Below are 20,580 nucleotides of genomic sequence, written 5' to 3' on the forward strand. Positions count from 1 at the left end.
CGGCCGGTGGCGCTATAGCGGTCCGGGGTCAGTGCCATCAAAGTCAAAGTTGCACATGTTGCGTGTCCGGGAGTTCGTGTGGCCTCTCAGTGCGGTCCTGGCCGCGTTGCTGCTGGCGGCGCCGCTATGGCTGGTCGCCATGCCCGGCATGCCCGACTATCCCGCCCATCTGGCGAGCTTCGCGCTGATCGCCGGACAGGCCTCGCGCCACTACACCGTCGCCTGGCAGGCCCTGCCGAATCTCGCCTCCGAGGCGATCGTTCCCTGGCTGTCGCGCGCGATGCCGCTGGAGATGGCGGCGCGCCTGTTCCTGACCGCCACCGTCGCGCTCTGGGTCCTGGGTCCGGCCTTGATCCAGCGCGCCCTGTTCGGGCGGATCGGGCCGGGCATCCTGCTGGCGTCCATCTTCACCTACAACGCGAACTTCATCTGGGGTTTCTTCAACTACAGTTTCGCGACCGGCCTCGCCTTCGTCGTCTTCGCGGCCTGGATCGCGAGCGAGGGGCGACGGGGCGCGCTCCATCTCGCCGGCTTCGCGGCCGCCTTCACGCTCGTCTATTTCAGCCATCTCTTCGCATTCGCCGTCCTGCTGCTCGCCATCGGCGGCTATGAACTGCCCGGGCTGTTCGCGGAGCGCTTCTCGCCCCGCGCCATCGGGCGCCGCGTCCTGGCGCCGGCGCTGGCCTGCCTCCCTGCCGCCTATGCCTTCCTGGTCCTCAAGCCCGCGGCGGCCGGCGGCCCCTTCGGCTTCAACCTTATCGATACGCTGCAAGACCGCTTCGAGGCCGCGATCCAGATCGGCTTCGACCGGCCGGCCTCGATCCTCACCGCCATCCTGATCGTCGTGTTCGTGGCGGGCGTCGCTTCGCGCCGCGCCGTCGTCCATCCGCGCATGCCCATCGTCCTGGCACTGTTCACCCTTGGCGCGCTGTTCGCGCCGGAATGGGCGCTCGGCGGCTGGGGCGTCCATATGCGCCTGCCCGCCGTCCTGGGAGCGCTCGCCTTTGCATCCGTCGAATGGAGATTGCCGCCGCGCGCACTCGCCATGAGCGCAGCCGGCGCGCTGGTGGTTCTGGCGGCCAGCGCTGCCATATTGGCCGGCGATTGGCGCGGTTACGATGCGCAGTATCGCGAATTCCGCGCCCATGCCGACGCGATCAGGCCGGGGAGCCGCCTGCTGACCGTGCTCGACGGCGACTCGCTCGGCTGGACCTCGGATCAGCCCTATTGGCACATGGCCGAATTCGCCGTCGTGGACCGCGACGCGTTCACGCCGCTGATGTTCACCACGGCCGGGCAGCACATCATCGCCATCCGGCCGCCCCTCGATCGCTTCGCCGCGGCGACCGCCCAGCAAGGCTCTCCGCCCGACATAGACGAGCTGGAGGACCTCGCCGCCGGCCGCATGGACGCCGACGAGGACTACCAGAACGTCTTTCCCTATCTGCGCGGGCTGCAATGCCATTTCGACCAGGCCGTCGTGATCCACGGCGGCGGGCCGCACGCCCGCGTGCCCGCCATGCTGCGTCTGCGGCACGAAGGGAGCTTCTACACGCTGTACGACATCGTTCCGGACACGCACTGTAGCGATCGATGATGCCTGCCCGCCTGCCGCTGATGGCTTTGACCGCCGCGCTCGCGTTCGGCTGCGCGCTGGGGCTGGCGCATGTCGCATGCGTCCTGGGTCTGCAGATCCCGTTCGATCCGAACGAGGGCTGGAACGCCTATTTCACCCAGGCCGCGATGGCCGCAGGCTCTCCCTATCCGCCGCCGCAGAGCCTGATGATCGACAACTACCCGCCGCTCTCCTTCTATCTGGTCGGAGCGGTCGCCAAACTCACCGGGGATGCCATCGTCGCGGGCCGCCTCGTGGCGCTGGCCGCGCTGTGCGTGGTGGGGCTCGGCATCGGGACGGTGGCGCGGCAGATGGGCTGCAGCCGGCTCGAGGCGGGTTTCGCGGCGCTCCTCTTCGCCGCGGGCATCATGGCGACGACCGACTATGCCGGGATGGACGACCCCCAAATGCTGGGCCACGCGATCGCCATCGGCGGCCTGGCGATCGCCCTGCGCGAGCCGCGCACGCCCCGCGCCATGGTCGGCGCGGCGCTGCTGTTCACCCTCGCTTTCTTCATCAAGCACAATCTGGTGGTGCTTCCGGCAGCGCTGGCCTGCTGGCTCGCCTTGGCGGACAGGCGCGCCGCGCGGACCTTCGCGGTCGCCGGCGCGATCTTTTTCCTGATGGGACTCGGCCTGTTCCGGCAAACTTACGGCTTCGGCCTGTTCAGCCGGATCGTGTCGGCGCGGAGCTATGCATTCGAAAACATCCGGGTGGGGCTGCAGCAATGGCTGCCGTGGAGCGCGATCCCGCTGGCGGGCGTCGTCGCGCTGGCCCTTTCAGCCAAGCATGATCGCTACGCGGTCTTCTGTGTGATCTACGCCGCGCTGGCGACGGCGACCGGGCTTTATTTCCTGGGCGGCGCGGGCGTCGACGCCAACGCCCTGTTCGATGCCGACATCGCGCTTGCGCTCGGCGCCGGCGTTCTCGTCAATCGTCTGCCCGCCTCCGCCTGGACCGGCCTCGCGGCGATCGCCTATGCCGTGCCGCCGGCGGTCGCGCTGTGGATGCTCGATCCCGGCTGGCGCGAGACGGCGTTCTGGCTGCATCCGATGGCGCAAGAGCGGGCCGCGGCAGCCGGCGAGATCGCCCTGCTGCGCGCGGCCAAGGGACCCGCGCTGTGCGAGATGCTCTCGCTCTGCTACTGGGCGGACAAGCCGGCGGAGGTCGACGTGTTCAATGTCCAGCAGGCTTACCTGACGGGGGCGCGCAGCGACACGCCGCTGGCGGCCGCGCTTGCGGCGCGGCGCTATACCGTCGTGCAGCTCGAAGCGCTGTCGCCGTTTCCCCTGCCCGCCGACGTGCGCGATGCCCTGTTCGCGCAGTACCGCATCGCGCGCCGCGACGACGAGCGGGTCTTCTTCGTGCCGCTCTAGCTGCGGGCCTTGACCGTTCCGGTGCGCTCGAGCTTGCCCCATCCGACCACCGCGCCGCGCAGCGCCGCCGAGATCGAGCGCACGACGACATAGTACATCAGCTGGCGATAGCCGAAGCGCTGCAAGGGCAGCCACCACAGCAGGCGCCAATCCTCGCCACGCTCCATGAGGAAGCCGAACGACGCGGCCAGCAGATCGACCACGACGAAGACGACGTAATAGATGCCCACGGTCACCAGATCGGCATTGCTGAACTCCGAGCCGTGCTGGGAATAGGCGATCCACTGGCTGACCAGCTGCCAGATCAACAGCAGGTCCGCGAGCGGCGCCAGCGCGGTGAGCGCGATCTGGAACAGCCAGACCTGCGGCAGCGCGAACAGGCCGAGCGCGCCATAGCGCGGATTGAAGGTCAGGCCGCGATACTTCCACAAGCATTGCAGCGTGCCGAACGCCCAGCGGAAGCGCTGGCGCGCGAGACCGCCGAAGGTCGCCGGCGCCTCGGTCCAGGCCACCGCCGAACTGTCGAAGCGCACGCGGAAGCCCTTCACCTGCAGGCCGATGGTGAGATCCTGGTCTTCCGCCAGCGTGTCCGAATGGAAGCCGCCCATGCCCAGCAGCACCGATTTGCGCCAGGCGCCGACGGCGCCGGGGATCACCGTGAGCGTGCCGAGCGCGGCGAGCGCCCGACGTTCGAGGTTCTGCGCCACGATATATTCGAGCGCCTGCCAGCGCGTGATCATGTTGGTGCGGTTGCCGACCTTGGCGTTGCCGGCGACGGCGCCGATCTCCGGATCGGAGAACCAGCGCACCAGCCGCGGGATCGTGTCGTGCTGGAACTGCGTGTCGGCATCCAGCGCGACGAGGATATCGCCCCTCGCCTGCCCGAGGCCGACATTCAACGCCGCCGCCTTGCCGCCATTGGGCACGCGGAGCAGCGTGACGCGGTCATTGCCGCCGAACGCCGCCTGCAGCACGTCCGACGTGCCGTCCTGCGACCCATCGTCGACCACGATGACCTCGAGATCCTTGTGATCGCTGGCGAGGATGCGCTCGACGGTCTTCGCGATCACCTTCTCTTCGTTGTAGGCCGGTACGAGCACGCTGACATGCAGCGTCTCCGCCGGCGGGGTCTTGGCCTCGGCGACCTCGCGCCGCCGATTCCACCAGCTGAGGCCGGCAAGGAAAAACAACCGGGATATGCCCAGCCAGATCGCGGCGATGAACGCATAATAGAGGAGGCGCCCGATCCAGCTCATTCCCAGGAACACGAAGCGGTCGGTCAGCAGCGCGACGGTCGGCGCCAGAGGCGGCATCGCCTGATCGCGGGTCAGGCCGATCAGCTGCGATGCCGGCACGAACTGATAGCCGCGGGCCCGCAGCTTGTCGATCAGGACGGGCAGCGCGGCCACGGTCTGCGACCGGTCGCCGCCCGCGTCGTGCAGCAGGATCGTATTGCCTTTCGCGTCCGGCGCCGCGTGATCGAGCTGATAGAGCGAGCGCTCCACGATCTTGTCGGCGCCGGGCAGCGACCAGTCCACCGGGTCGACATGCTCGCCGACGGTGATGTAGCCGAGGCTCTGCGCGATCTGCATCGGGATGATCTCGCTGGTGTCGTCCGGCTCCGCGTCGCCCAGATAGGGGGGGCGAAACAGCAGCAGCGAGTGGCCCGTCAGCGCCTGGAAGAGGCGCTGCGTCGCGTTCAGCTCGAGCGTCACGGCCTGGTACGGCGTATCGGCCAGGTTGGGGTGCGTGTAGGTGTGGTTGCCGAGCTCGTGCCCCTCGTCGAAGATGCGCTGGACGAGGTCGGGATTGGCTTCGGCGTTGGCGCCGATGATGAAGAACGTGGCGCGGACGTGCTTGGCCTTGAGGATGTCGAGGATCTGCGGCGTCCATTCCGGGTCCGGGCCGTCGTCGAAGGTCAGCGCGATCTTTCCCGGCACATAGCCGAACTGGCGGATGACGTAGTTGGTCGGCAGGCTCGTATAGACCTCGTCGTCGATGTCGCCGGTCTGCGGATCGATCTCGAGCTTGCGCGCGCCGGGAGACGGCTCGGCGCCGACGCGGATGAACTCGCCCTGGCCTTCGGTGTCGATGTCGCCGTCGAGCGTGATCGTGCGCAAGCCGTCCGGCACGGCGGCGCCATAGGGGCGGCCCATGACCGACCACAGGGACGGATCTTCGCTGCCCAGGCGCCACAACGCGTAGCCGGCGGGGCGATAGATGTCCGAGGCATGGATCTGGTTGAACGCCGTCACGCCGTCCAGCATCCACACGTCGTGCCGCACGTGATCGTCCTCGATATAGGAGAAATGCGGATTGTTGGTGGCGTCGTCGAAATCGATCGTCGCCTCGGAATCGTGCGCCGCGACGACGGCGTCGACATAGGACAGGTCCTCGGCGCCGCCGCCGTTCCAGTCATAGGCATAGGAGCCGATCGCGACGATCGTCCGGCTGGGCGCCAGGGTGCGCATGCGCGCGTCCAGCGTGTTCTCGAACCAGTCCTGCGCCGCGATGCTGCCGGATCCGCCGGTGTCGTCATGCTGGTCGTAGGCCATCAGCAAGGTGTAATCGATCAGACCGGCATAGGCCGCATAAGGCCAGTCGGCGTCGTCGAACGGCGCCGCCATCACCACGATCCAGCCATGCGGCGCGAAGGCGGCCGACAGCTTCTTGAGGAAGGCTTCGACGGAGGCATGCTGTCCGGCGGGGATTTCCTCGAAATCGATCGTCACGCCCTGCAGCTTGTTGCCGCCGACGAAACCCATGATGGAATTGAGCAAGGCATTGCTGCGCGCGTCGTCTCCCAGGAGCGCCACCAGGCCGGGACCATTCCATTTGCCTTTCTCGGCGTTCTGGATGACCGGCAGGATGGCGAGGTTCGACTTCTTGCTCCGCAGCTCGGCGAGGAGCCGCGGATCGAGCGTGCTCTTCAATGCCAGGTCCGGCCCTTGCAGCGCCAGCCAGGTGGGCATCACCCAGTCCAGCCTGGGCAGCGCGCTCATCAGCGCGGGATAGGCGGTGCCGGGCTGCCAGCTTGGATAGAAGGCGATCGAAAGCGGGCGATCGCCTTGCGGCCGCAGGATCGAGGCGAGCGGACGGATGGTCAGGCCGCGCTCGTTGCGGATGCGGCGCTGGCGGGCGATGTCCTCGCGCCGGACCTCGGCCTCCGCGCCGAGCCGGGCGGCGGCGCGTACCAGACCGGGCGCCTTGGCCTTTTTTTCCAGATCCCGGGTGTTGATCGCGGTCAGCTTGCCGGGCAGGCGGACGGTCGTCGTGACGTTCACCAGGCTGAACAGCGTAAAGGCGAACACGGCCCCCAGGGGCAGGCTGATCAGCGCCACGATCCAACCGATCAGCGAGGCGCGCGCCGCGCGCCGGCCGGTGGCGTCGAAGAAAATCGGCTTGTTCGCCATCGCCTAGGGATTCCCGCGCGCCGAAGGGACGGCGCGGGCCGTTTGCGTCCTGCTTGTCATTCTTCTTGCTCCAGGCGGCGCCGCGTCCGACGCAGGCCGCGCATGGGCCAATTTAGCGGAAATTCCGCCGCCGTGCCAAAAGATCGGCATGCTGCAAGGACGTATCGCCCAAGCCCCTTGGACCGGTGCCGCCATCGCCGCTGCCGGGTTCATCCTGGCGGGGTCCGTGGCGGCCATCGCCGTCAACTGGCCAGGCCATCTCTCCTACGACTCGATCTTGCAGCTGCTGCAGGGCCGCACCGGTCTTTACAATACCTGGCATCCGCCGGTCATGGCGTGGCTGTTGGGGCTGTTCGACGCCGTGGTCCCGGGCGCGGGCCTGTTCGTGGTCTTCGACGTCGCGCTGGGCTTCGGCGCCTTCTTCGGGGTCCTGCTGCTGGCGCCGGACCGCGCCAGATGGAGGCTGCCGGCCCTGGCCGCGATCTTCGTGCTGTCGCCGCAACTGCTCCTGTACCAGGGGCTGGTCTGGAAGGACGTCCTGTTCGCCGATGCCGGCGTCGCCGGGTTCGTCTGCCTGGCCCATGCCTTCCTGCACTGGGACCGTCGCCGACGGTCCGGCATATGGCTTGCGGCCAGCGTCCTGCTTCTGTCGCTCGCCGCGACGACGCGCCAGAACGGGATGATCCTGCTGCCCTTCGCCGCCACGGCCGTCGGCTGGACCGCCGCGGCCGGACATGGGACGTGGCGCCGGGCCGCCCTGCTGGGCGGCGGCTTCCTGGTCGCGACACTGGGCCTAGCGCTGGCTGCGAACGCGCTCCTCGATCTGCGCAGCAACGGCGACTCCGGTCCCGCAGAGCAGCTTCACCTGCTGCAGATCTACGATCTTTCCGGGGCGGTGGCGCGCGATCCCGCCATCCGGCTCGACATCCTCGCCGACGACGATCCCGAGCTGGAGCGCGCGATCCGCGGCGATGGCGCGCGACTTTATACACCGATGCGCAACGATCCCATCGCCTCGTCGCCAACCATGCAAGCTGCGCTGAGGGATGCCGATACCGATGCGCTGGGCGCGGAGTGGCGATCGCTCGTCGTCCGTCATCCGTGGACCTATCTCGAGGTGCGCGCGGCGGACTTCTATTGGATCTTGCTCACACCGGACGTCGCGGCCAGCCGCCCGGTCTTCGTCGGCGTCGAGGGTCCGGCGCCGGAATTGCACCGGCTCGGAATCGCGCCGCGCCGCGACGCGCGGGACGTCGCGCTCGACCGTTACGGCAAGGCCTTTTTCGGGACGCCCGTCTTCAGCCACGCGTTCTTCGTCTTGGCGGCGGGAGCGAGCCTCTGGGTGCTGCTGCGCCGGCGAAGGACGGCCGACGTCGCGCTGGCCGCCATGCTGGCCAGCGCGTTCGCGTTCGCGGCGAGCTTCTTCGCGATCTCCATTTCCTGCGACTACCGGTACCTTTACGTGCTCGATCTTTCGGCCATGGTGGCGCTGTTCTATCTTGCGTTGGATTGGAGACGCGCATGAGCCCCGAGCTCGGCCTGATCGAAGGCTATTACGGCACGCCTTGGAGCTGGCCGGCCCGCGCGCGCGTCGTCGCCACGCTGAAGCCGCACGGCTATGCCCATTACATCTATGCGCCGAAAGCCGATGCGTTCCTGCGCAAGCGCTGGCGCGAGCCCCATCCGGCGGCGGACGCCTCGGCGCTGCGGACCCTGTCGGCGCAATGCCGCGGCATGGGCGTGCGCTTCGGCATCGGACTGAGCCCGTTCGAGCTCTATCGCGACTTCAACGCCGAGGCGAAAGCCGACCTCGCGCGCAAGCTCGCGGAATTCGATGCCTGGGGCATCGACGACCTGGCCGTCCTGTTCGACGACATGCGCGGCGATCTGCCCGATCTCGCGAAGACGCAGGCCGACATCCTCCATTGGGTCCGGGCGCGCAGCAGGGCGTCGCGCCTGATCGTCTGCCCGAGCTACTACACCGACGATCCGGTGCTCGACCGCTTCTTCGGCAAGCGGCCGGACGATTATCTCGAAGACCTGGGCCGTCTGCTCGATCCCGCCATCGCCGTGTTCTGGACGGGCGAGGAGGTCTGCAGCCGGGAATATTCGCCGGGGCATCTCGCGCGGGTGACGCAGCAACTGGGCCGCAAGCCGTTCCTGTGGGACAACTACCCCGTCAACGACGGCCAGCGCATGTCGCAATACCTGCATGTGCGCGCCTTCACCGGACGCCCGGCGAGCCTGGCGCCGCATCTGGCCGCGCACAGCATCAATCCGGCGCTGCAGCCGATGCTGTCCTGCATTCCCGCCGTCACGCTGGCCGAGAGCTATCGCCTCGGCGAGGCTTACGAATATGGCCGCGCGCTCGAGAATGCCGCGCGCGCGCTGGTGGGCACCGAGCTGGCAACCGCGATCCGCAACGACCTGCTGTTCTTCCACGACGTGGGACTGGAGCGGCTGGCGGAGAAAACGAAAGAACGGTTGCGGGCACGCTATGGTGCGATCGAACACGATGCGGCGCGCGAGATCGTCGCCTGGCTGGACGGCGCCTATCGCTTCCAGGACGAGATCGCCTAAAGGCTTTTCAGCCAGGGGATCAGGCGGGCGTTCACCTCGGCAGGGCGTTCCTGCTGGGTCCAGTGGCCGCAGCCTTCGAGCACGTCGGCGACCCGCAGGTCCAGGACATGCTGGCGCATCGTCGCGATGGGATCGCCGCGACCGAACATGTTGAAGGCGAGATCGCGGCTGCCGCTGACGAACAGCGCCGGCTGCGCGATCTTCCGATCCGCAAAGCGCGACAGATAGGCGAAATCGCGCTCATGGTTGCGATAGCGGCTGATCGGACCGAAGAAGCCGGAAGCTTCGAACTCGCCGACATAGTAGTCCAGCTCGGCCGGCGTCAGCCATGCCGGGAAGACCCCCGGATCCTTGAGCCCGTCGAGCAATGTCATGTCTGCCGTCTTGTTGTCGGGCCAGGCGCCGTCCGGCGCATCGCCCGAAAGCGTGTAATAAAACTTGCGCAGGAAGTCGCGCGGGTCGGCCTCCGCCTCCGCCTCGGGCAGCTCGGCCTTCTGGAACCAGGCCTGGTAGAAGAACTTGCCGCGCTTGGTGAAGATCGCGTCGAAGATCTCGCTGAACGGACGCGTCGGCGGTCCCAGATAGGGCACCGACAGCGCGCCCACCGCGCGCACGCGGTCGGGCCGGATCAGCGCGGTATTCCAGACGATCGGCGCACCCCAGTCATGGCCCAGCACGACGGCCGGGGTGGTCGGGCTGAGCGTCCCGATGACGCCCGCCACATCGGCAACCATGTGCTCCATGTCGTAGTCGGCGACCGCCTCGGGACGGCCGGAGCCGCCATAGCCGCGCACATCGATGGCGCAGGCCGTGAAGCCCGCCGCCACGATGGGCGCGATCTGATGCCGCCAGGAGAACCACGATTCCGGGAAGCCGTGGACCATGACGACCAGCGGACCCTCGCCTTCGATCGCGGCGCGCAGGCGGATATCCGGCAGGTCTATGACGGCGAAGTTCGACATGGCAGGAACCCTAGCGCGGATGAAAGGCTTTGTCCCGCAGCGCGAATCCGTTATCGAAGGTTCACAGATCGGGTGGTGATCCATGGCTTACGATTGCGCGAAGTGCCCCGGCTATTGCTGTTCCTATCCGCTCATCCCGCTCAATTCGCGCGACGTGAAGCGGCTGGCCAGGCATTTCAATCTCACCTTCGAAGCCGCCGCCGCCAAATTCACCAAGCCCGATCCGGAAGCGAAATTCGCCATGCGGCGCAAGAAGGACGAGCATTACGGCAAGATTTGCCAGTTCTTCGACACCGACAAGCGGCGCTGCACCATCTATATGGCGCGGCCGGAGATCTGCCGCGCCTATCCGGGCGACAACCATTGCGGCTACTACAAATTCCTGCAGCACGAGCGCACCGCGCAGGAAGACGACACCCACGTCGCCTCGACCTGGAACGCCTGACGCCCCTTGCGCCCCGGCGCGCGGCTTGGTCTCATGCCGCAGCCGCAGGGGTGCCGCATGCAGGACGTTCTCAAGCGCCGCGCCGACGAAGCCCGCGCCAGAGCCTATGCCACGCCGCTCGACCGCTTCCATGTCGGCGACCCCGAGCTCTTCCGGACCGACACGTTGTGGCCGTGGTTCGAGCGCCTGCGCCAGGAAGATCCGGTCCACCACACCGCCGAGAGCGAGTTCGGGCCTTATTGGTCGGTGACCAGGCACCGCGACATCATCGCGGTCGACAGCAATCACCGCGTCTTCTCGTCGGATTCCGAGATCGGCGGCATCACGATCCATGAGGGCCGCCAGCCGCGCGAACAGTCGAGCTTCATCGCCCTCGATCCGCCCGACCACGACCGGCAGCGCAAGGTCATCGCGCCGATGTTCGCGCCGCCCAGCCTGGTGATCCTCGAGCCCCTGATCCGCGAGCGCGCCGCGAAGATCTTGGACGAACTGCCGCGCGGCGAGACCTTCGATTTCGTCGACAAGGTCGCCGTCGAACTGACCAGCCAGATGCTGGCGACGCTGTTCGACTTCCCCTTCGCGGAGCGGCGCCTCCTGCCCCGCGCCTCGGACCTGATCCTGTCGCCGATCGGACCCGACGGCATCGTCCAGACCGAGGAGCAGCGCCAGCTCGAACTGTTCAACACCTTGGGCAAATTCGTCGCGCTGTGGAACGAGCGGTTGGCGCTGCCGCCCGCCCACAACCTGATCTCGATGCTGTGCCACGACGCGGCGACGCGGAAGGACGCGCCGGAGAATTATCTCGGCAACATCATCCTGCTGATCGTCGCCGGCAGCGACACGACGCGCCATTCGATCACCGGCGGCCTGCTGGCGCTGAACGAGAATCCGGCCGAATACGACAAGCTGCGGGCCGATCCGGCGCTGATCGAGACCATGGTGCCCGAGATCATCCGCTGGCAGAGCCCGGTGGCGCATATGCGGCGCACCGCGCTGGAAGACATAGAACTGGGCGGCAAGCGGATCCGGCGCGGCGACAAGGTCGTCATGTGGTATGTCTCGGGCAACCGCGACGAGGATGCCATCGAGCGGCCGGACGACTTCCTGATCGACCGCGAGCGGCCGCGCCAGCACGTCTCCTTCGGCTTCGGCATCCATCGCTGCGTCGGGATGCGGCTGGCGGAGATGCAGTTGCGCATCATGTGGGAAGAGATCTTGAGACGTTTTCCGCGAATCGACGTCGTCGGCGAGCCGAAGCGGATGAACTCGAATTTCGTCAAAGGCTATGAGGCGATGCCGGTGCGCATCGCCAGCTGATATTTTCAACGGATCGAAAAGGGGGCAGTCATGTTGTTCGGTACCGCATTCGGATCTTTCGCCTTTTATCACACGCTGATCACGCTGGTCGCGATCGTCTCCGGTCTCGTCATGCTGGCGGGCCTGCTGGGGAACAGGCGGCAGGACGGCGTCCATCATGTCTTCCTGCTGTTCAGCGTCCTGACGGCCGTGACCGGCTTCCTGCTGCCGTACAAGGGCATCACGCCGGCGGTCGCCGTCGGGATCGTGCTGAGCGTCTTGCTGATCCCCGCGCTGGCGGGGCGATATCTGTTCGCGATGCGCGGGGCGTGGCGGCCGGTCTACATCGTGACCGCGGTGGCGGCGCTGTATCTCAACTGCTTCGTGCTGGTGGTGCAGTCCTTCGTGAAATTCCCCGCGTTGCACGCGTTGGCGCCGGGCAACCCGCCGGGCGGGCCGGTCTTCGGCGCGACGCAAGGCATCGTGCTGATCGCCTTCGTCGTCGCGGGCTATCTGGCGGTGCGCCGCTTCCGTCCCCGGGGCTGAGCGATGGGCGACGCCTTCCTCGTTCCCGGCCTGCGCACGCCTTTCGTCAAGGCGAGCGGCGCCTTCGCGGGGTTCAACGCGCTGGCGCTGTCCGTGCCGGTCGCGCAAGCCATGAACGCGCGGGCCAAGCCAGACGTCGTGATCTGGGGCCAGGTCATCCCGGACGCGACGGTCTCGAACATCGCGCGCGAACTGATCTTCGAGGCCAAGATGTCGCCCGACATCCCGGCCTTCTCGACCGTGATGGCCTGCTCGACGAGCTTCATCGGCACCATCCAGGCGGCGGGGATGGTGGGGCATGGCGGCCTGCACCTCGCCCTGGTCGGCGGCGTCGAGACCATGAGCCATGTCCCGCTGGCGCTGAAACCGCAATTCGCCGACGGCGTGTTCGGCCAGTTCGCGAAGAACCCGGCCGGCGCGCTCGAAACCTTGCAGAAGGTGACGCCGGCCGATTTCGACCTGCCGATCCATGGCTGGGCGAACCGGCAGAGCGGCCGTTCGATGGGCGAACACACCGAGGACACCGCCAAGCATTTCCACATCCCGCGCGAGGACCAGGACCGCCGCGCCCTGCTCAGCCATCAAGGCGCGATCAAGGGACAGGACGAGGGCTTCTTCAAAGATCTGGTGCTGCCCTTCGGCGGCGTCGAGCATGACGCGATCCCCAGGCGCGATACCTCGCTCGAGAAGCTCTCGGCCCTGAAGCCGGCCTTCGACCGCGAGCACGGCACGCTGACGGCCGGCAATTCCTCACCCAACACGGACGGTGCCGCTGCGATCTTCGTCGCCGACGCCGAAGGGCTGAAGCGGCTGGGCCATCCGGCGGCCGTGCGCTTCGCCGATTGGGAGGTCACGGCGATGGATTATCACGAGGAAGGCATCCTGATGGCGCCGGCGCGGGCCATCCCGCGGCTGCTGGCGCGCAACCGGCTTAAATTTTCGGACATCGCGCTGTGGGACATCCACGAGGCCTTCGCCGCGCAGGTTCTCGCCAACGTCAAGGCGGCATCGGATCCGGTCTATCGCCGCGAGAAGGCGGGCGTGGATTTCGACCTCGGCGAATTTCCCTGGGAGCGGGTCAATCCGCATGGCGGCTCGCTCGCCATCGGCCATCCCTTCGCCGCGACCGGCGCGCGCATCCTGAGCCAGGCGGCGAAAGAACTCGGCGCGATGCCGGTCGGGTCGCGCGCCGTGGTCTCGGTCTGCGCCGATGGCGGGCACGGCACCGTGGCGCTGCTGGAGCGCGTATAGCGTGCGCAGGCGCTCATAGGCCTCCTGCGCGGCGGCAGCGTTGGCCTGGGCCATCGGCCAGAGCGTGGGATCGTCTTTCAGCAAGGCGTGGAGCTTGAGGTGTCGGTGGTTGTGCGGGCGCGCGCGGACTCCATTTGGGTGACGTGGCGGAGCGCCGGCGCGGGTTCAAGGGGGCGGTTTTGGGGTGGCAAAACTTATCCTCGCACCGGCGGCGCGAAGGGCGCGGATCGGGCGGCGGCGCGCCTGCGGCGACGAGGACAAGTCGATGAAAATAAATTTGCGGGCGCCTGGATCGGCGCGTTGTGTGCGATGGATGCGCGTTCCTATCGGTTTGGGTGATCGATAAAGACAAGCGGGCCCTTGATATGGTTGAATCGGCGCACATCCGAACGTTTCGACGCTGGGATTTCTGGCGATTTGATCGCGGCGGCTCAAAACACATCGTCATGCCCGCTTGTACGCTGCCGCTACAAGCTGTGCCGGGCACCCATGAACTCCCTGCCAGATGGGTGTTCATGGGTCGCCCGGACGAGCCCGGCGATGACGGTATTTTTGCGGTGGGGTCGACATCGAAGCCGTACTACGCCGCGCGGCGCCAGGCGGTCAGGAAGTGGTCACAGGCGGCTTCGGCGGTTTTCCAGGCGCGTTCGGCTTCGGCGGCTTCGCGCGACAGGGCGAGGTCGGATTCGGGGCCGTGGAGGCGCTGGCGGGTCAGCCTCTCCTGCGCAGCCATGTGGACTTCAAAGGCCTGCTGTTCGGCGGCGCAGAGTGCCGGCCATTCGGTGTCCCAATCCTTCATCCGTGCCCTCCCTCAAAGAGATTCGGAACATAGCAAGAACAGAACGAAATGGCAACGGAAATCGAAGGGAGAGCGGAGAGGGCGCGCTTGTGGCCGCCCCCTCCCGCCTTCGGCGGTCCCCCCACGCTTCGCGCGGTGGAGGAGCTTTTAGCCGTGCAGCTTCTTCGCGACCTCGGCGATCTTGCGGCCCTGATAGCGGGCGCCGGTGAGCTCGTTCTCGCTCGGCTGGCGCGCCCCGGTGCCGCCGGCGATCGTGGTGGCGCCGTACGGCGAGCCGCCGGTGATCTCGTCCAGCGTCATCTGGCCGGCATGGCCGTAGTCGAGGCCGACCACCACCATGCCGAAATGCAGCAGGTTGGTGATGATGCTGAACAGCGTCGTCTCCTGTCCGCCATGCTGGCTCGCCGTGGAGGTGAAGGCGCCGCCGACCTTGCCGTGCAGGGCGCCCCTGGCCCAAAGCCCGCCGGCCTGGTCCAGGAAGTTGGCCATCTGCGACGACATCCGGCCGAAGCGCGTGCCGGTGCCGACGACGATCGCGTCGTAGTTCGCGAGGTCTTCGACCTTCGCCACCGGCGCTTTCTGGTCGAGCTTGAAATGCGACGCCTTCGCGATCTCCTCGGGCACGAGCTCGGGCACGCGCTTGATGTCGACCGTGGCGCCCGCCTCGCGCGCCCCCTGGGCGACGGCTTCGGCCATCGTTTCGATATGGCCATAGGCGGAATAATAGAGAACGAGAACCTTGGGCATGATCCACTCCTTTGGGATTGGCGGCGCAGCGCTTACGCCGCGTCGACCAGAACGATTTCCGAATCTTCGAGGGCTTTGACGGTGAGGATCTCGACATCCTTGATCGCGGCGCCGTCGCGGGCGTTGAGCCTGGTGCCGTTGACCTCCACCGCGCCGAGCGCCGGCACCAGATAGCCGTGCCGGGCAGCGCCGAGCGGGTATTCGACGGTGTCGCCGGCCTTCAGCGTCGCACCCACCACGCGGGCGTCGGCGCGGATCGGCAGCGCGTCATTGTCGTTCTCGAAGCCGCTGGCGAGCGTCACGAACTTCCCCGAGCGGTCGTCCTTGGGAAAGGGCTTGGCGCCCCAGCCCGGCTGGCCGCCGGAGCTGCGCGGCTCGATCCAGATCTGGAACAGCGTCGTCGTGCCGGGCTCGAGATTGTATTCGGCGTGGCGGATGCCGGCGCCGGCACTCATCACCTGCACGTCGCCCGCCTCGGTGCGGCCCTTGTTGCCCAGGCTGTCCTGATGCGTCACCGCACCTTTGCGGACATAGGTGACGATCTCCATGTTGGAATGGGGATGCGGCGGGAAACCGGTGTTGGGTGCGATCTCGTCGTCGTTCCAGACGCGGATCGCGCCCCAGCCCATGTTCTTGGGATCGTAGTACTCGCCGAACGAGAAATGATGCTTGGCTTTCAACCAACCATGGTCGGCGCCGCCCAGCCGGGCGAAAGGTCTGACTTCAATCATGAGATGTCCTCCTGCGGCAGGTGCCGCCTTGCTTGGGAGGTAGATATCCCGTCGGCATTGGATTAAAAATAGAAACTCTTGAAACCGATCGTTTCCGGAATCGTCATGGCCAAACTACCCGACTTCGAGGGCCTCGCAGTGTTCGCCAAGGTGGTGGAGGCGCGCTCCTTCGCGGGCGCGGCCAAGGAATTGAGCCTTTCCAAGGCCACGGTCTCCAAGGCGGTGAGCCGGCTGGAGGCCAGGCTGGGAACACGGCTCTTCAACCGCACCTCGCGGCGGCTGGCCCTGACCGACGCCGGCAAGCGCCTGGCGGACCGCGCCGCCAACATCCTGCGCGAGGCGGAAGCGGCCGAGAGCGACACCCAATCCCAGTCCGTGACGCCGCGCGGCCTGGTGCGGCTGGCGGCGCCGATGTCGTTCGGGCTGCTGGCGATCGCACCGCTGATGCCGGACTTCCTGAAGGCCTATCCCGACGTGCAGGTCGACCTGCACCTGAGCGACCAGATGGTCGACGTGATCGGCGAGGGGTTCGACGCCGTCCTGCGCATCGCCACGCTGCCGGATTCGTCGCTGATCGCGCGGCGGCTGTGCAGCGTGGAACGCTACCTCGTCGCGGCGCCGTCCTACCTGAAGGAGCGGGGCCGGCCGAAGCATCCGCTCGCGCTGACCGAGCATGCCTGCCTCGGCTACGCCTATCTGCTGACGCCCGATACCTGGCGCTTCACGCACAAGACCGGCGAGACGGCGACGGTGCATCCGTCGGGGGGGCCGCTCCGGGTCAACAATGGCGACGCCATGCTGCCGGGCCTGATCGCAGGGCTGGGACTGGGCGTGCTGCCGGATTTCATCCTGCGCGAGGCGCTGGCCGAAGGGCGCCTGGAGCGGGTCTTGCCCGACTGGTCGCTGGGACAGAGCGCGCTGCACTGGGTGACGCCGCCGGGCGGACCGCGGCCGGCACGGGTCGAGGTGCTGGGCGAGTTCCTGGCGCAGAAACTCGCCGCGTCACACCGAGCCCGAAAGGGAAACCGGGACGAGCGCAAATAGCAGCGCGATGACCGGCAGGGCATAGCCGTATTGCCGATGGTGGAGCAGCGTGGTCGCCGAAAGGAACATCACAAAGGCCGCGATCGCGACACCGATCAAGCGCGTGGGCGCAAAGGCGAGCAGGGCCGAGGCCAAGGCGAGCAGCGTGCCGGTCACTTCGCGATAGCCGCTGGGATAGCGCCAGCGCGTATAGGCCTCGCGCACGATGCGCAGGCCGAACAGATGCACCGCGGCACCTGCCGCGAACACCGCCGACAGCACCCAGGCGCCGTGCGAAAAAATCGTCTCCACATCCACTGTTCTCTCCGACCGTCTGGCACAGATCGTGCGCGACGGACGCATCTTCAAGAGCGAACCGGGCCGCACTGTGTTGCGGATACAGCGGGCCGGACCTGCTTTTGGGCATTGTCGGGAAGGATTGTGGCGTACGCCCCGTTTTCGCCACGAAACCCGAAAAAGCGTTGGGCCGGAGATGCGGGGAGGGGGAAACCGCGATGCTCCGGCCCAACATTTGGACGACTTACCGCTAGGCTGCCGTCCTTATCACGCAAGAGAGATAATCGGCTGCGTGCGCCGCAGAAGGGGCGCGGTGGAAACGCTGGGTTTCGAAAAGTGATCCCTCCGCGCCCGACGGGCTGGCGCACAACGCCGCTTTCCGTAGATTAGGGCGCGATTTCCAGGACGCGCGTAACATATGGCCGGTGAAGGCGATCCAACGACATTGCTGCATCGGGTCGATCCCAAACGCGATCACGTGCGCGGCGGCAATACCCGCAATGTCGTCGAGGTTGTCGTCTATGGCGACTATCTCTGCCCCTATTGCCGGCGGCTGCGCCTGATCATCGCGCGGCTGCGCAAGGCGCTCGGCGACCGGCTGGAATATGTGTTCCGCCATTTCCCCAATGAGGGCGCCCATCCCGGCGCCGAGTTCGTTCATCGCGTCGCGGAGGCGGCCGCCCGCCAGGACCGCTTCTGGGAGATGCACGACGCGCTCTACGACGCCGATCCGCTGACGCCGCAGCTGGCGCGCGCCCTGGCCGAGCAGATCGGCCTCGACATGGCGCAGTTCGAGCGCGATCTCGACGACGCGACTCTCCAGGCCCGCGTCGCCGAAGACCTCGAGGAAGGCCGCCGCAACGGCGTGACCGGCACGCCGTCCTTCTTCATCGACGGGCTGCGCTATGACGGCGCCTGGGACTTCCACTCCATGCTGGAGGAGTTGCAGCGCCCGATCGCATCGCGGCTGGAGCGTTCGGCGCGCGTCTTCGCCGCCCTGCCGGCGTCGGGCGGCCTCATGCTGCTGCTGGCCGCGGCGGCGGCGCTGCTTTTCGCCAACAGTCCATTGGCGCCGCTCTACCACCAGGTCATCGCCACGCCCTTCGGGATCGGCGTGAGCGGCAGCCTTCTGTCGATGACGGTCGGCGATTGGTTCTCCGAAGGCCTGCTCGCGATCTTCTTCCTTCTCGTCGGGCTGGAGATCCGCCGCGAGGTGACGTCCGGCTCGCTGACCGAACTGCGCGCCGCCGCCCTGCCCGTGCTTTGCGCGGTCGGCGGCGTCCTGGCACCGACCGCGATCTACCTTGCGCTCAACCGCGGCGCGACGGCGATCGGCTGGGCCGTGCCGACGGCGACCGACATCGCCTTCTCGCTCGGCGTGCTCGCCCTGCTGGGTCCGCGCGTGCCGGCCGGACTTCGCGTCTTCGTCGCGGCGCTCGCCGTGGTCGACGACATCCTGTCGGTGCTGACGCTCGCGATCTTCTATCCCAGGGCGTTCGAGCTCGGCTGGCTGGCCGCCGCCGTCATCGGCATCGCGGCGCTGTTCGCGCTCAACCGTTTCCGCGTCTATGCGACCTGGCCCTATCTGGTCGCCGCCATCTTTCTCTGGGTGGCGCTGCATGGAAGCGGCGTGCATGGCGCGCTGGCCGGCATTTTCCTCGCCGCCTTCCTGCCGACCCGTCCGGCACCGGCCGCCGCGCCGTTGCTGGCACAAGCCGCGACCGCATTGGCGGCGCTCGAGCACGCCCAGATTGCAGCGGGCGGCAGGCGCGACCTGCAGCAGGAGCCGATCTGGGACTGGGCCAGCCGGAATCTTTCCGCCGCCAGCGACCGCCTGCTCGCGCCCGCCGAGCGCATCGAGCGCGCCGTCGCGCCATGGAGCGCTTACGTGATCTTGCCGCTGTTCGCGTTCTCCGCCACGGGCGTCAGCCTCGCCGTCGACCTGTCGGCGCCGGATGCGGGGCGGGTGCTCCTGGGCGTGGTGCTGGGCCTCGTCCTGGGCAAGCCGATCGGCATCTGCCTCGCCGCGCTGGCCGCGGTAAAGGCGGGGATCGCGCGCCTGCCGGGCGACATCACGCTGGTCGGCTTCATCGGCGCGGCCTGCTTGTGCGGCATCGGCGATACCGTCGCGCTGCTGATGGCCGACCAGGCCTTTCCGTCCGGCGGGGACTCGTCCATCGCCAAGATCGGTGTTTTGATCGGATCGGTGCTGGCCGCCGCCCTGGGGGCGGCGGTGATCGCCTTCAGCCTGCCGCGACGGCAAAAGACACGAGCCGCATAGAAAAACACAGAACGAGGACACGCCATGAGCGAAGGCAGGGAATTCGACACCATCGTGTTCGGCGCGACCGGCTATACGGGCCGCCTTGTCGCCGAGCACCTGCTGAAGACCTACGGTCCGGACGGCCCGGTCAAGTGGGCGATGGCCGGCCGCAGCAGGGACAAGCTCGTCGAGCTCGCAAAGCAGATCGACGCGCCGTCCAGCCTGCCCCTGATCGTCGCGGATTCGAACGATCCTGCGTCGCTGGAAACGATGTGCAGGCGCGCCAAGGTCGTCATCAGCACCGCCGGTCCCTATCAGCTCTACGGTTCCAACCTGGTCGCGGCCTGCGCCAAGACCGGGACCGATTATGTCGACCTCACCGGCGAATCGCATTGGATCGCGCAGATGCTGACGCACGAGGCCGAGGCGACGAAGACCGGCGCGCGGCTGGTCTTCTCCTGCGGCTTCGATTCCATTCCCTTCGACCTCGGCGTCTATTTCGTCGAGGAGGCGGCGAAGCAAAAGCTCGGCAGCTACACCGCCCGGGTGCGCGGCCGCATCCGCGGCATGCGGGGCGGCCTGTCCGGCGGAACGCTTGCGAGCGGCCAGGCGACGATGGCCGCGGTGGTGAAGGACCCCTCGATCGGCGCGACGCTCGCCAATCCCTTTGCGCTGACGCCCGGCTTCGCCGGTCCGGCACAACCGGACGGCGACACGCCTTATGAGGACAAGATCACCGGCGCCTGGGTGGGGCCGTTCATGATGGCGGGGATCAACACCAAGGCGGTGCATCGCACCAACTTCCTGCTCGGACATCGCTGGGGCGACGGCTTTCAATACGACGAGATGCAGATGCTGGACGGTCCGCCCAAGGCGGCGCCGGGCAGGTTCGGCGGCTTCAGCTTCGGCGCGGGCGACCTGCCCAAGCCCGGCGAAGGCCCGACCAAGGAAGAGCGCGACAGCGGCTGGTACGACATCCTGTTCATCGCGGAAGCCGCCGATGGCCGCACGGTGCGCGCCGCGGTGAAAGGCGACCGCGACCCCGGCTACGGCTCGACATCGAAGATCCTCGCCGAGGCCGCCCTGGCGCTGGCCACGGTGCCGCGCAGCGCGACGCCCGGCGGTTGCTGGTCGCCGGCGGCGGCGATGGCCGAAGCTTTGCTCAAGCGACTCCCGGAGAAGGCCGGGCTGACTTTTGCGGTCGAGAGCTGACCGCGGCGTTGATACCAAAATGAC

Annotated in this window: 17 protein-coding genes; 11 read left to right on the forward strand and 6 right to left on the reverse strand. The window is 67.5% G+C overall.

Features of this window, described 5'->3' with window-relative positions; genetic code table 11:
* Positions 1–55 precede the first annotated feature (55 nt).
* A complete protein-coding gene (locus WDM91_14750) occupies positions 56–1,597 on the forward strand; it encodes a hypothetical protein (GenBank protein ID MEI9995853.1) in 1,542 nt (513 codons plus the stop codon).
* A complete protein-coding gene (locus WDM91_14755; protein MEI9995854.1) occupies positions 1,594–2,991 on the forward strand; it encodes a glycosyltransferase family 39 protein in 1,398 nt (465 codons plus the stop codon). Before WDM91_14750 ends, WDM91_14755 begins: the two co-directional genes overlap by 4 nt.
* On the opposite strand, the gene WDM91_14760 is transcribed toward WDM91_14755, so the two are convergent.
* Positions 2,988–6,404 carry a glycosyltransferase gene (locus WDM91_14760; GenBank protein MEI9995855.1) on the reverse strand — a complete coding sequence of 1,139 codons (3,417 nt, stop codon included), beginning with the start codon at positions 6,402–6,404 and terminating at the stop codon, positions 2,988–2,990. The two genes, WDM91_14755 and WDM91_14760, sit on opposite strands and share 4 nt — an antisense overlap.
* A gap of 148 nt (positions 6,405–6,552) precedes the next feature.
* Between WDM91_14760 and WDM91_14765 the strand changes: the two genes are divergently transcribed.
* Together WDM91_14765 and WDM91_14770 are read left to right on the forward strand one after the other, a co-directional pair.
* Complete coding sequence (locus WDM91_14765) at positions 6,553–7,929, forward strand: hypothetical protein (protein MEI9995856.1); 1,377 nt, start codon at positions 6,553–6,555, stop codon at positions 7,927–7,929.
* Positions 7,926–8,984, forward strand: a complete 1,059-nt coding sequence (locus WDM91_14770) for a beta-N-acetylglucosaminidase domain-containing protein (protein MEI9995857.1) — start codon at positions 7,926–7,928, stop codon at positions 8,982–8,984. The genes WDM91_14765 and WDM91_14770 overlap by 4 nt, the downstream gene beginning before the upstream one ends.
* Here the strand turns inward: WDM91_14770 and WDM91_14775 are convergent.
* Entirely contained in the window at positions 8,981–9,946 is a 966-nt protein-coding gene (locus tag WDM91_14775) for an alpha/beta hydrolase (protein MEI9995858.1), read from the reverse strand. The two genes, WDM91_14770 and WDM91_14775, sit on opposite strands and share 4 nt — an antisense overlap.
* A gap of 82 nt (positions 9,947–10,028) precedes the next feature.
* Between WDM91_14775 and WDM91_14780 the strand changes: the two genes are divergently transcribed.
* Genes WDM91_14780 through WDM91_14795 form a run of 4 tightly spaced genes read left to right on the forward strand, consistent with a single transcriptional unit; the run spans position 10,029 to position 13,484 of the window.
* A complete protein-coding gene (locus tag WDM91_14780; GenBank protein MEI9995859.1) occupies positions 10,029–10,391 on the forward strand; it encodes a YkgJ family cysteine cluster protein in 363 nt (120 codons plus the stop codon).
* A gap of 57 nt (positions 10,392–10,448) precedes the next feature.
* Positions 10,449–11,708, forward strand: a complete 1,260-nt coding sequence (locus WDM91_14785; protein ID MEI9995860.1) for a cytochrome P450 — start codon at positions 10,449–10,451, stop codon at positions 11,706–11,708.
* A 30-nt stretch (positions 11,709–11,738) separates the two neighbouring features.
* The gene (locus WDM91_14790; protein MEI9995861.1) at positions 11,739–12,233 is read left to right on the forward strand and encodes a hypothetical protein; all 495 of its coding nucleotides are present in this window, start codon (positions 11,739–11,741) and stop codon (positions 12,231–12,233) included.
* A 3-nt stretch (positions 12,234–12,236) separates the two neighbouring features.
* Entirely contained in the window at positions 12,237–13,484 is a 1,248-nt protein-coding gene (locus WDM91_14795; GenBank protein ID MEI9995862.1) for an acetyl-CoA C-acyltransferase, read from the forward strand.
* 580 nt (positions 13,485–14,064) lie between these two features.
* Here the strand turns inward: WDM91_14795 and WDM91_14800 are convergent.
* The 3 genes from WDM91_14800 to WDM91_14810 all read right to left on the reverse strand — a co-directional run bounded on the left by WDM91_14800 (position 14,065) and on the right by WDM91_14810 (position 15,761).
* Positions 14,065–14,283: a hypothetical protein gene (locus tag WDM91_14800; GenBank protein MEI9995863.1), complete on the reverse strand. Its 219-nt coding sequence runs from the start codon at positions 14,281–14,283 to the stop codon at positions 14,065–14,067.
* 147 nt (positions 14,284–14,430) lie between these two features.
* A complete protein-coding gene (gene wrbA / locus WDM91_14805) occupies positions 14,431–15,030 on the reverse strand; it encodes an NAD(P)H:quinone oxidoreductase (protein MEI9995864.1) in 600 nt (199 codons plus the stop codon).
* Positions 15,031–15,062: 32 nt separating this feature from the next.
* Complete coding sequence (locus WDM91_14810) at positions 15,063–15,761, reverse strand: pirin family protein (protein ID MEI9995865.1); 699 nt, start codon at positions 15,759–15,761, stop codon at positions 15,063–15,065.
* A 105-nt stretch (positions 15,762–15,866) separates the two neighbouring features.
* Between WDM91_14810 and WDM91_14815 the strand changes: the two genes are divergently transcribed.
* Entirely contained in the window at positions 15,867–16,805 is a 939-nt protein-coding gene (locus WDM91_14815; protein MEI9995866.1) for a LysR family transcriptional regulator, read from the forward strand.
* Here WDM91_14815 and WDM91_14820 read toward each other — a convergent pair.
* The gene (locus WDM91_14820; protein ID MEI9995867.1) at positions 16,764–17,096 is read right to left on the reverse strand and encodes a hypothetical protein; all 333 of its coding nucleotides are present in this window, start codon (positions 17,094–17,096) and stop codon (positions 16,764–16,766) included. The two genes, WDM91_14815 and WDM91_14820, sit on opposite strands and share 42 nt — an antisense overlap.
* A 403-nt stretch (positions 17,097–17,499) precedes the next feature.
* Between WDM91_14820 and nhaA the strand changes: the two genes are divergently transcribed.
* Together nhaA and WDM91_14830 are read left to right on the forward strand one after the other, a co-directional pair.
* The gene (gene nhaA, locus WDM91_14825; GenBank protein ID MEI9995868.1) at positions 17,500–19,362 is read left to right on the forward strand and encodes a Na+/H+ antiporter NhaA; all 1,863 of its coding nucleotides are present in this window, start codon (positions 17,500–17,502) and stop codon (positions 19,360–19,362) included.
* A gap of 24 nt (positions 19,363–19,386) precedes the next feature.
* Entirely contained in the window at positions 19,387–20,556 is a 1,170-nt protein-coding gene (locus tag WDM91_14830) for a saccharopine dehydrogenase NADP-binding domain-containing protein (protein MEI9995869.1), read from the forward strand.
* Positions 20,557–20,580: the final 24 nt, after the last annotated feature.

It is taken from the genome of Rhizomicrobium sp., assembly GCA_037200385.1.
In the GTDB taxonomy this organism is placed as follows: domain Bacteria; phylum Pseudomonadota; class Alphaproteobacteria; order Micropepsales; family Micropepsaceae; genus Rhizomicrobium.

Excerpts from the sequence above, each read along its gene's own strand:
- WDM91_14750 (MEI9995853.1), top strand. The coding sequence starts at position 56 with ATGTTGCGTGTCCGGGAGTTCGTGTGGCCTCTCAGTGCGGTCCTGGCC.
- WDM91_14755 (MEI9995854.1), top strand. The coding sequence starts at position 1,594 with ATGATGCCTGCCCGCCTGCCGCTGATGGCTTTGACCGCCGCGCTCGCG.
- WDM91_14760 (MEI9995855.1), bottom strand. The coding sequence starts at position 6,404 with ATGGCGAACAAGCCGATTTTCTTCGACGCCACCGGCCGGCGCGCGGCG.
- WDM91_14765 (MEI9995856.1), top strand. The coding sequence starts at position 6,553 with ATGCTGCAAGGACGTATCGCCCAAGCCCCTTGGACCGGTGCCGCCATC.
- WDM91_14770 (MEI9995857.1), top strand. The coding sequence starts at position 7,926 with ATGAGCCCCGAGCTCGGCCTGATCGAAGGCTATTACGGCACGCCTTGG.
- WDM91_14775 (MEI9995858.1), bottom strand. The coding sequence starts at position 9,946 with ATGTCGAACTTCGCCGTCATAGACCTGCCGGATATCCGCCTGCGCGCC.
- WDM91_14780 (MEI9995859.1), top strand. The coding sequence starts at position 10,029 with ATGGCTTACGATTGCGCGAAGTGCCCCGGCTATTGCTGTTCCTATCCG.
- WDM91_14785 (MEI9995860.1), top strand. The coding sequence starts at position 10,449 with ATGCAGGACGTTCTCAAGCGCCGCGCCGACGAAGCCCGCGCCAGAGCC.
- WDM91_14790 (MEI9995861.1), top strand. The coding sequence starts at position 11,739 with ATGTTGTTCGGTACCGCATTCGGATCTTTCGCCTTTTATCACACGCTG.
- WDM91_14795 (MEI9995862.1), top strand. The coding sequence starts at position 12,237 with ATGGGCGACGCCTTCCTCGTTCCCGGCCTGCGCACGCCTTTCGTCAAG.
- WDM91_14800 (MEI9995863.1), bottom strand. The coding sequence starts at position 14,283 with ATGAAGGATTGGGACACCGAATGGCCGGCACTCTGCGCCGCCGAACAG.
- wrbA (MEI9995864.1), bottom strand. The coding sequence starts at position 15,030 with ATGCCCAAGGTTCTCGTTCTCTATTATTCCGCCTATGGCCATATCGAA.
- WDM91_14810 (MEI9995865.1), bottom strand. The coding sequence starts at position 15,761 with ATGATTGAAGTCAGACCTTTCGCCCGGCTGGGCGGCGCCGACCATGGT.
- WDM91_14815 (MEI9995866.1), top strand. The coding sequence starts at position 15,867 with ATGGCCAAACTACCCGACTTCGAGGGCCTCGCAGTGTTCGCCAAGGTG.
- nhaA (MEI9995868.1), top strand. The coding sequence starts at position 17,500 with ATGGCCGGTGAAGGCGATCCAACGACATTGCTGCATCGGGTCGATCCC.
- WDM91_14830 (MEI9995869.1), top strand. The coding sequence starts at position 19,387 with ATGAGCGAAGGCAGGGAATTCGACACCATCGTGTTCGGCGCGACCGGC.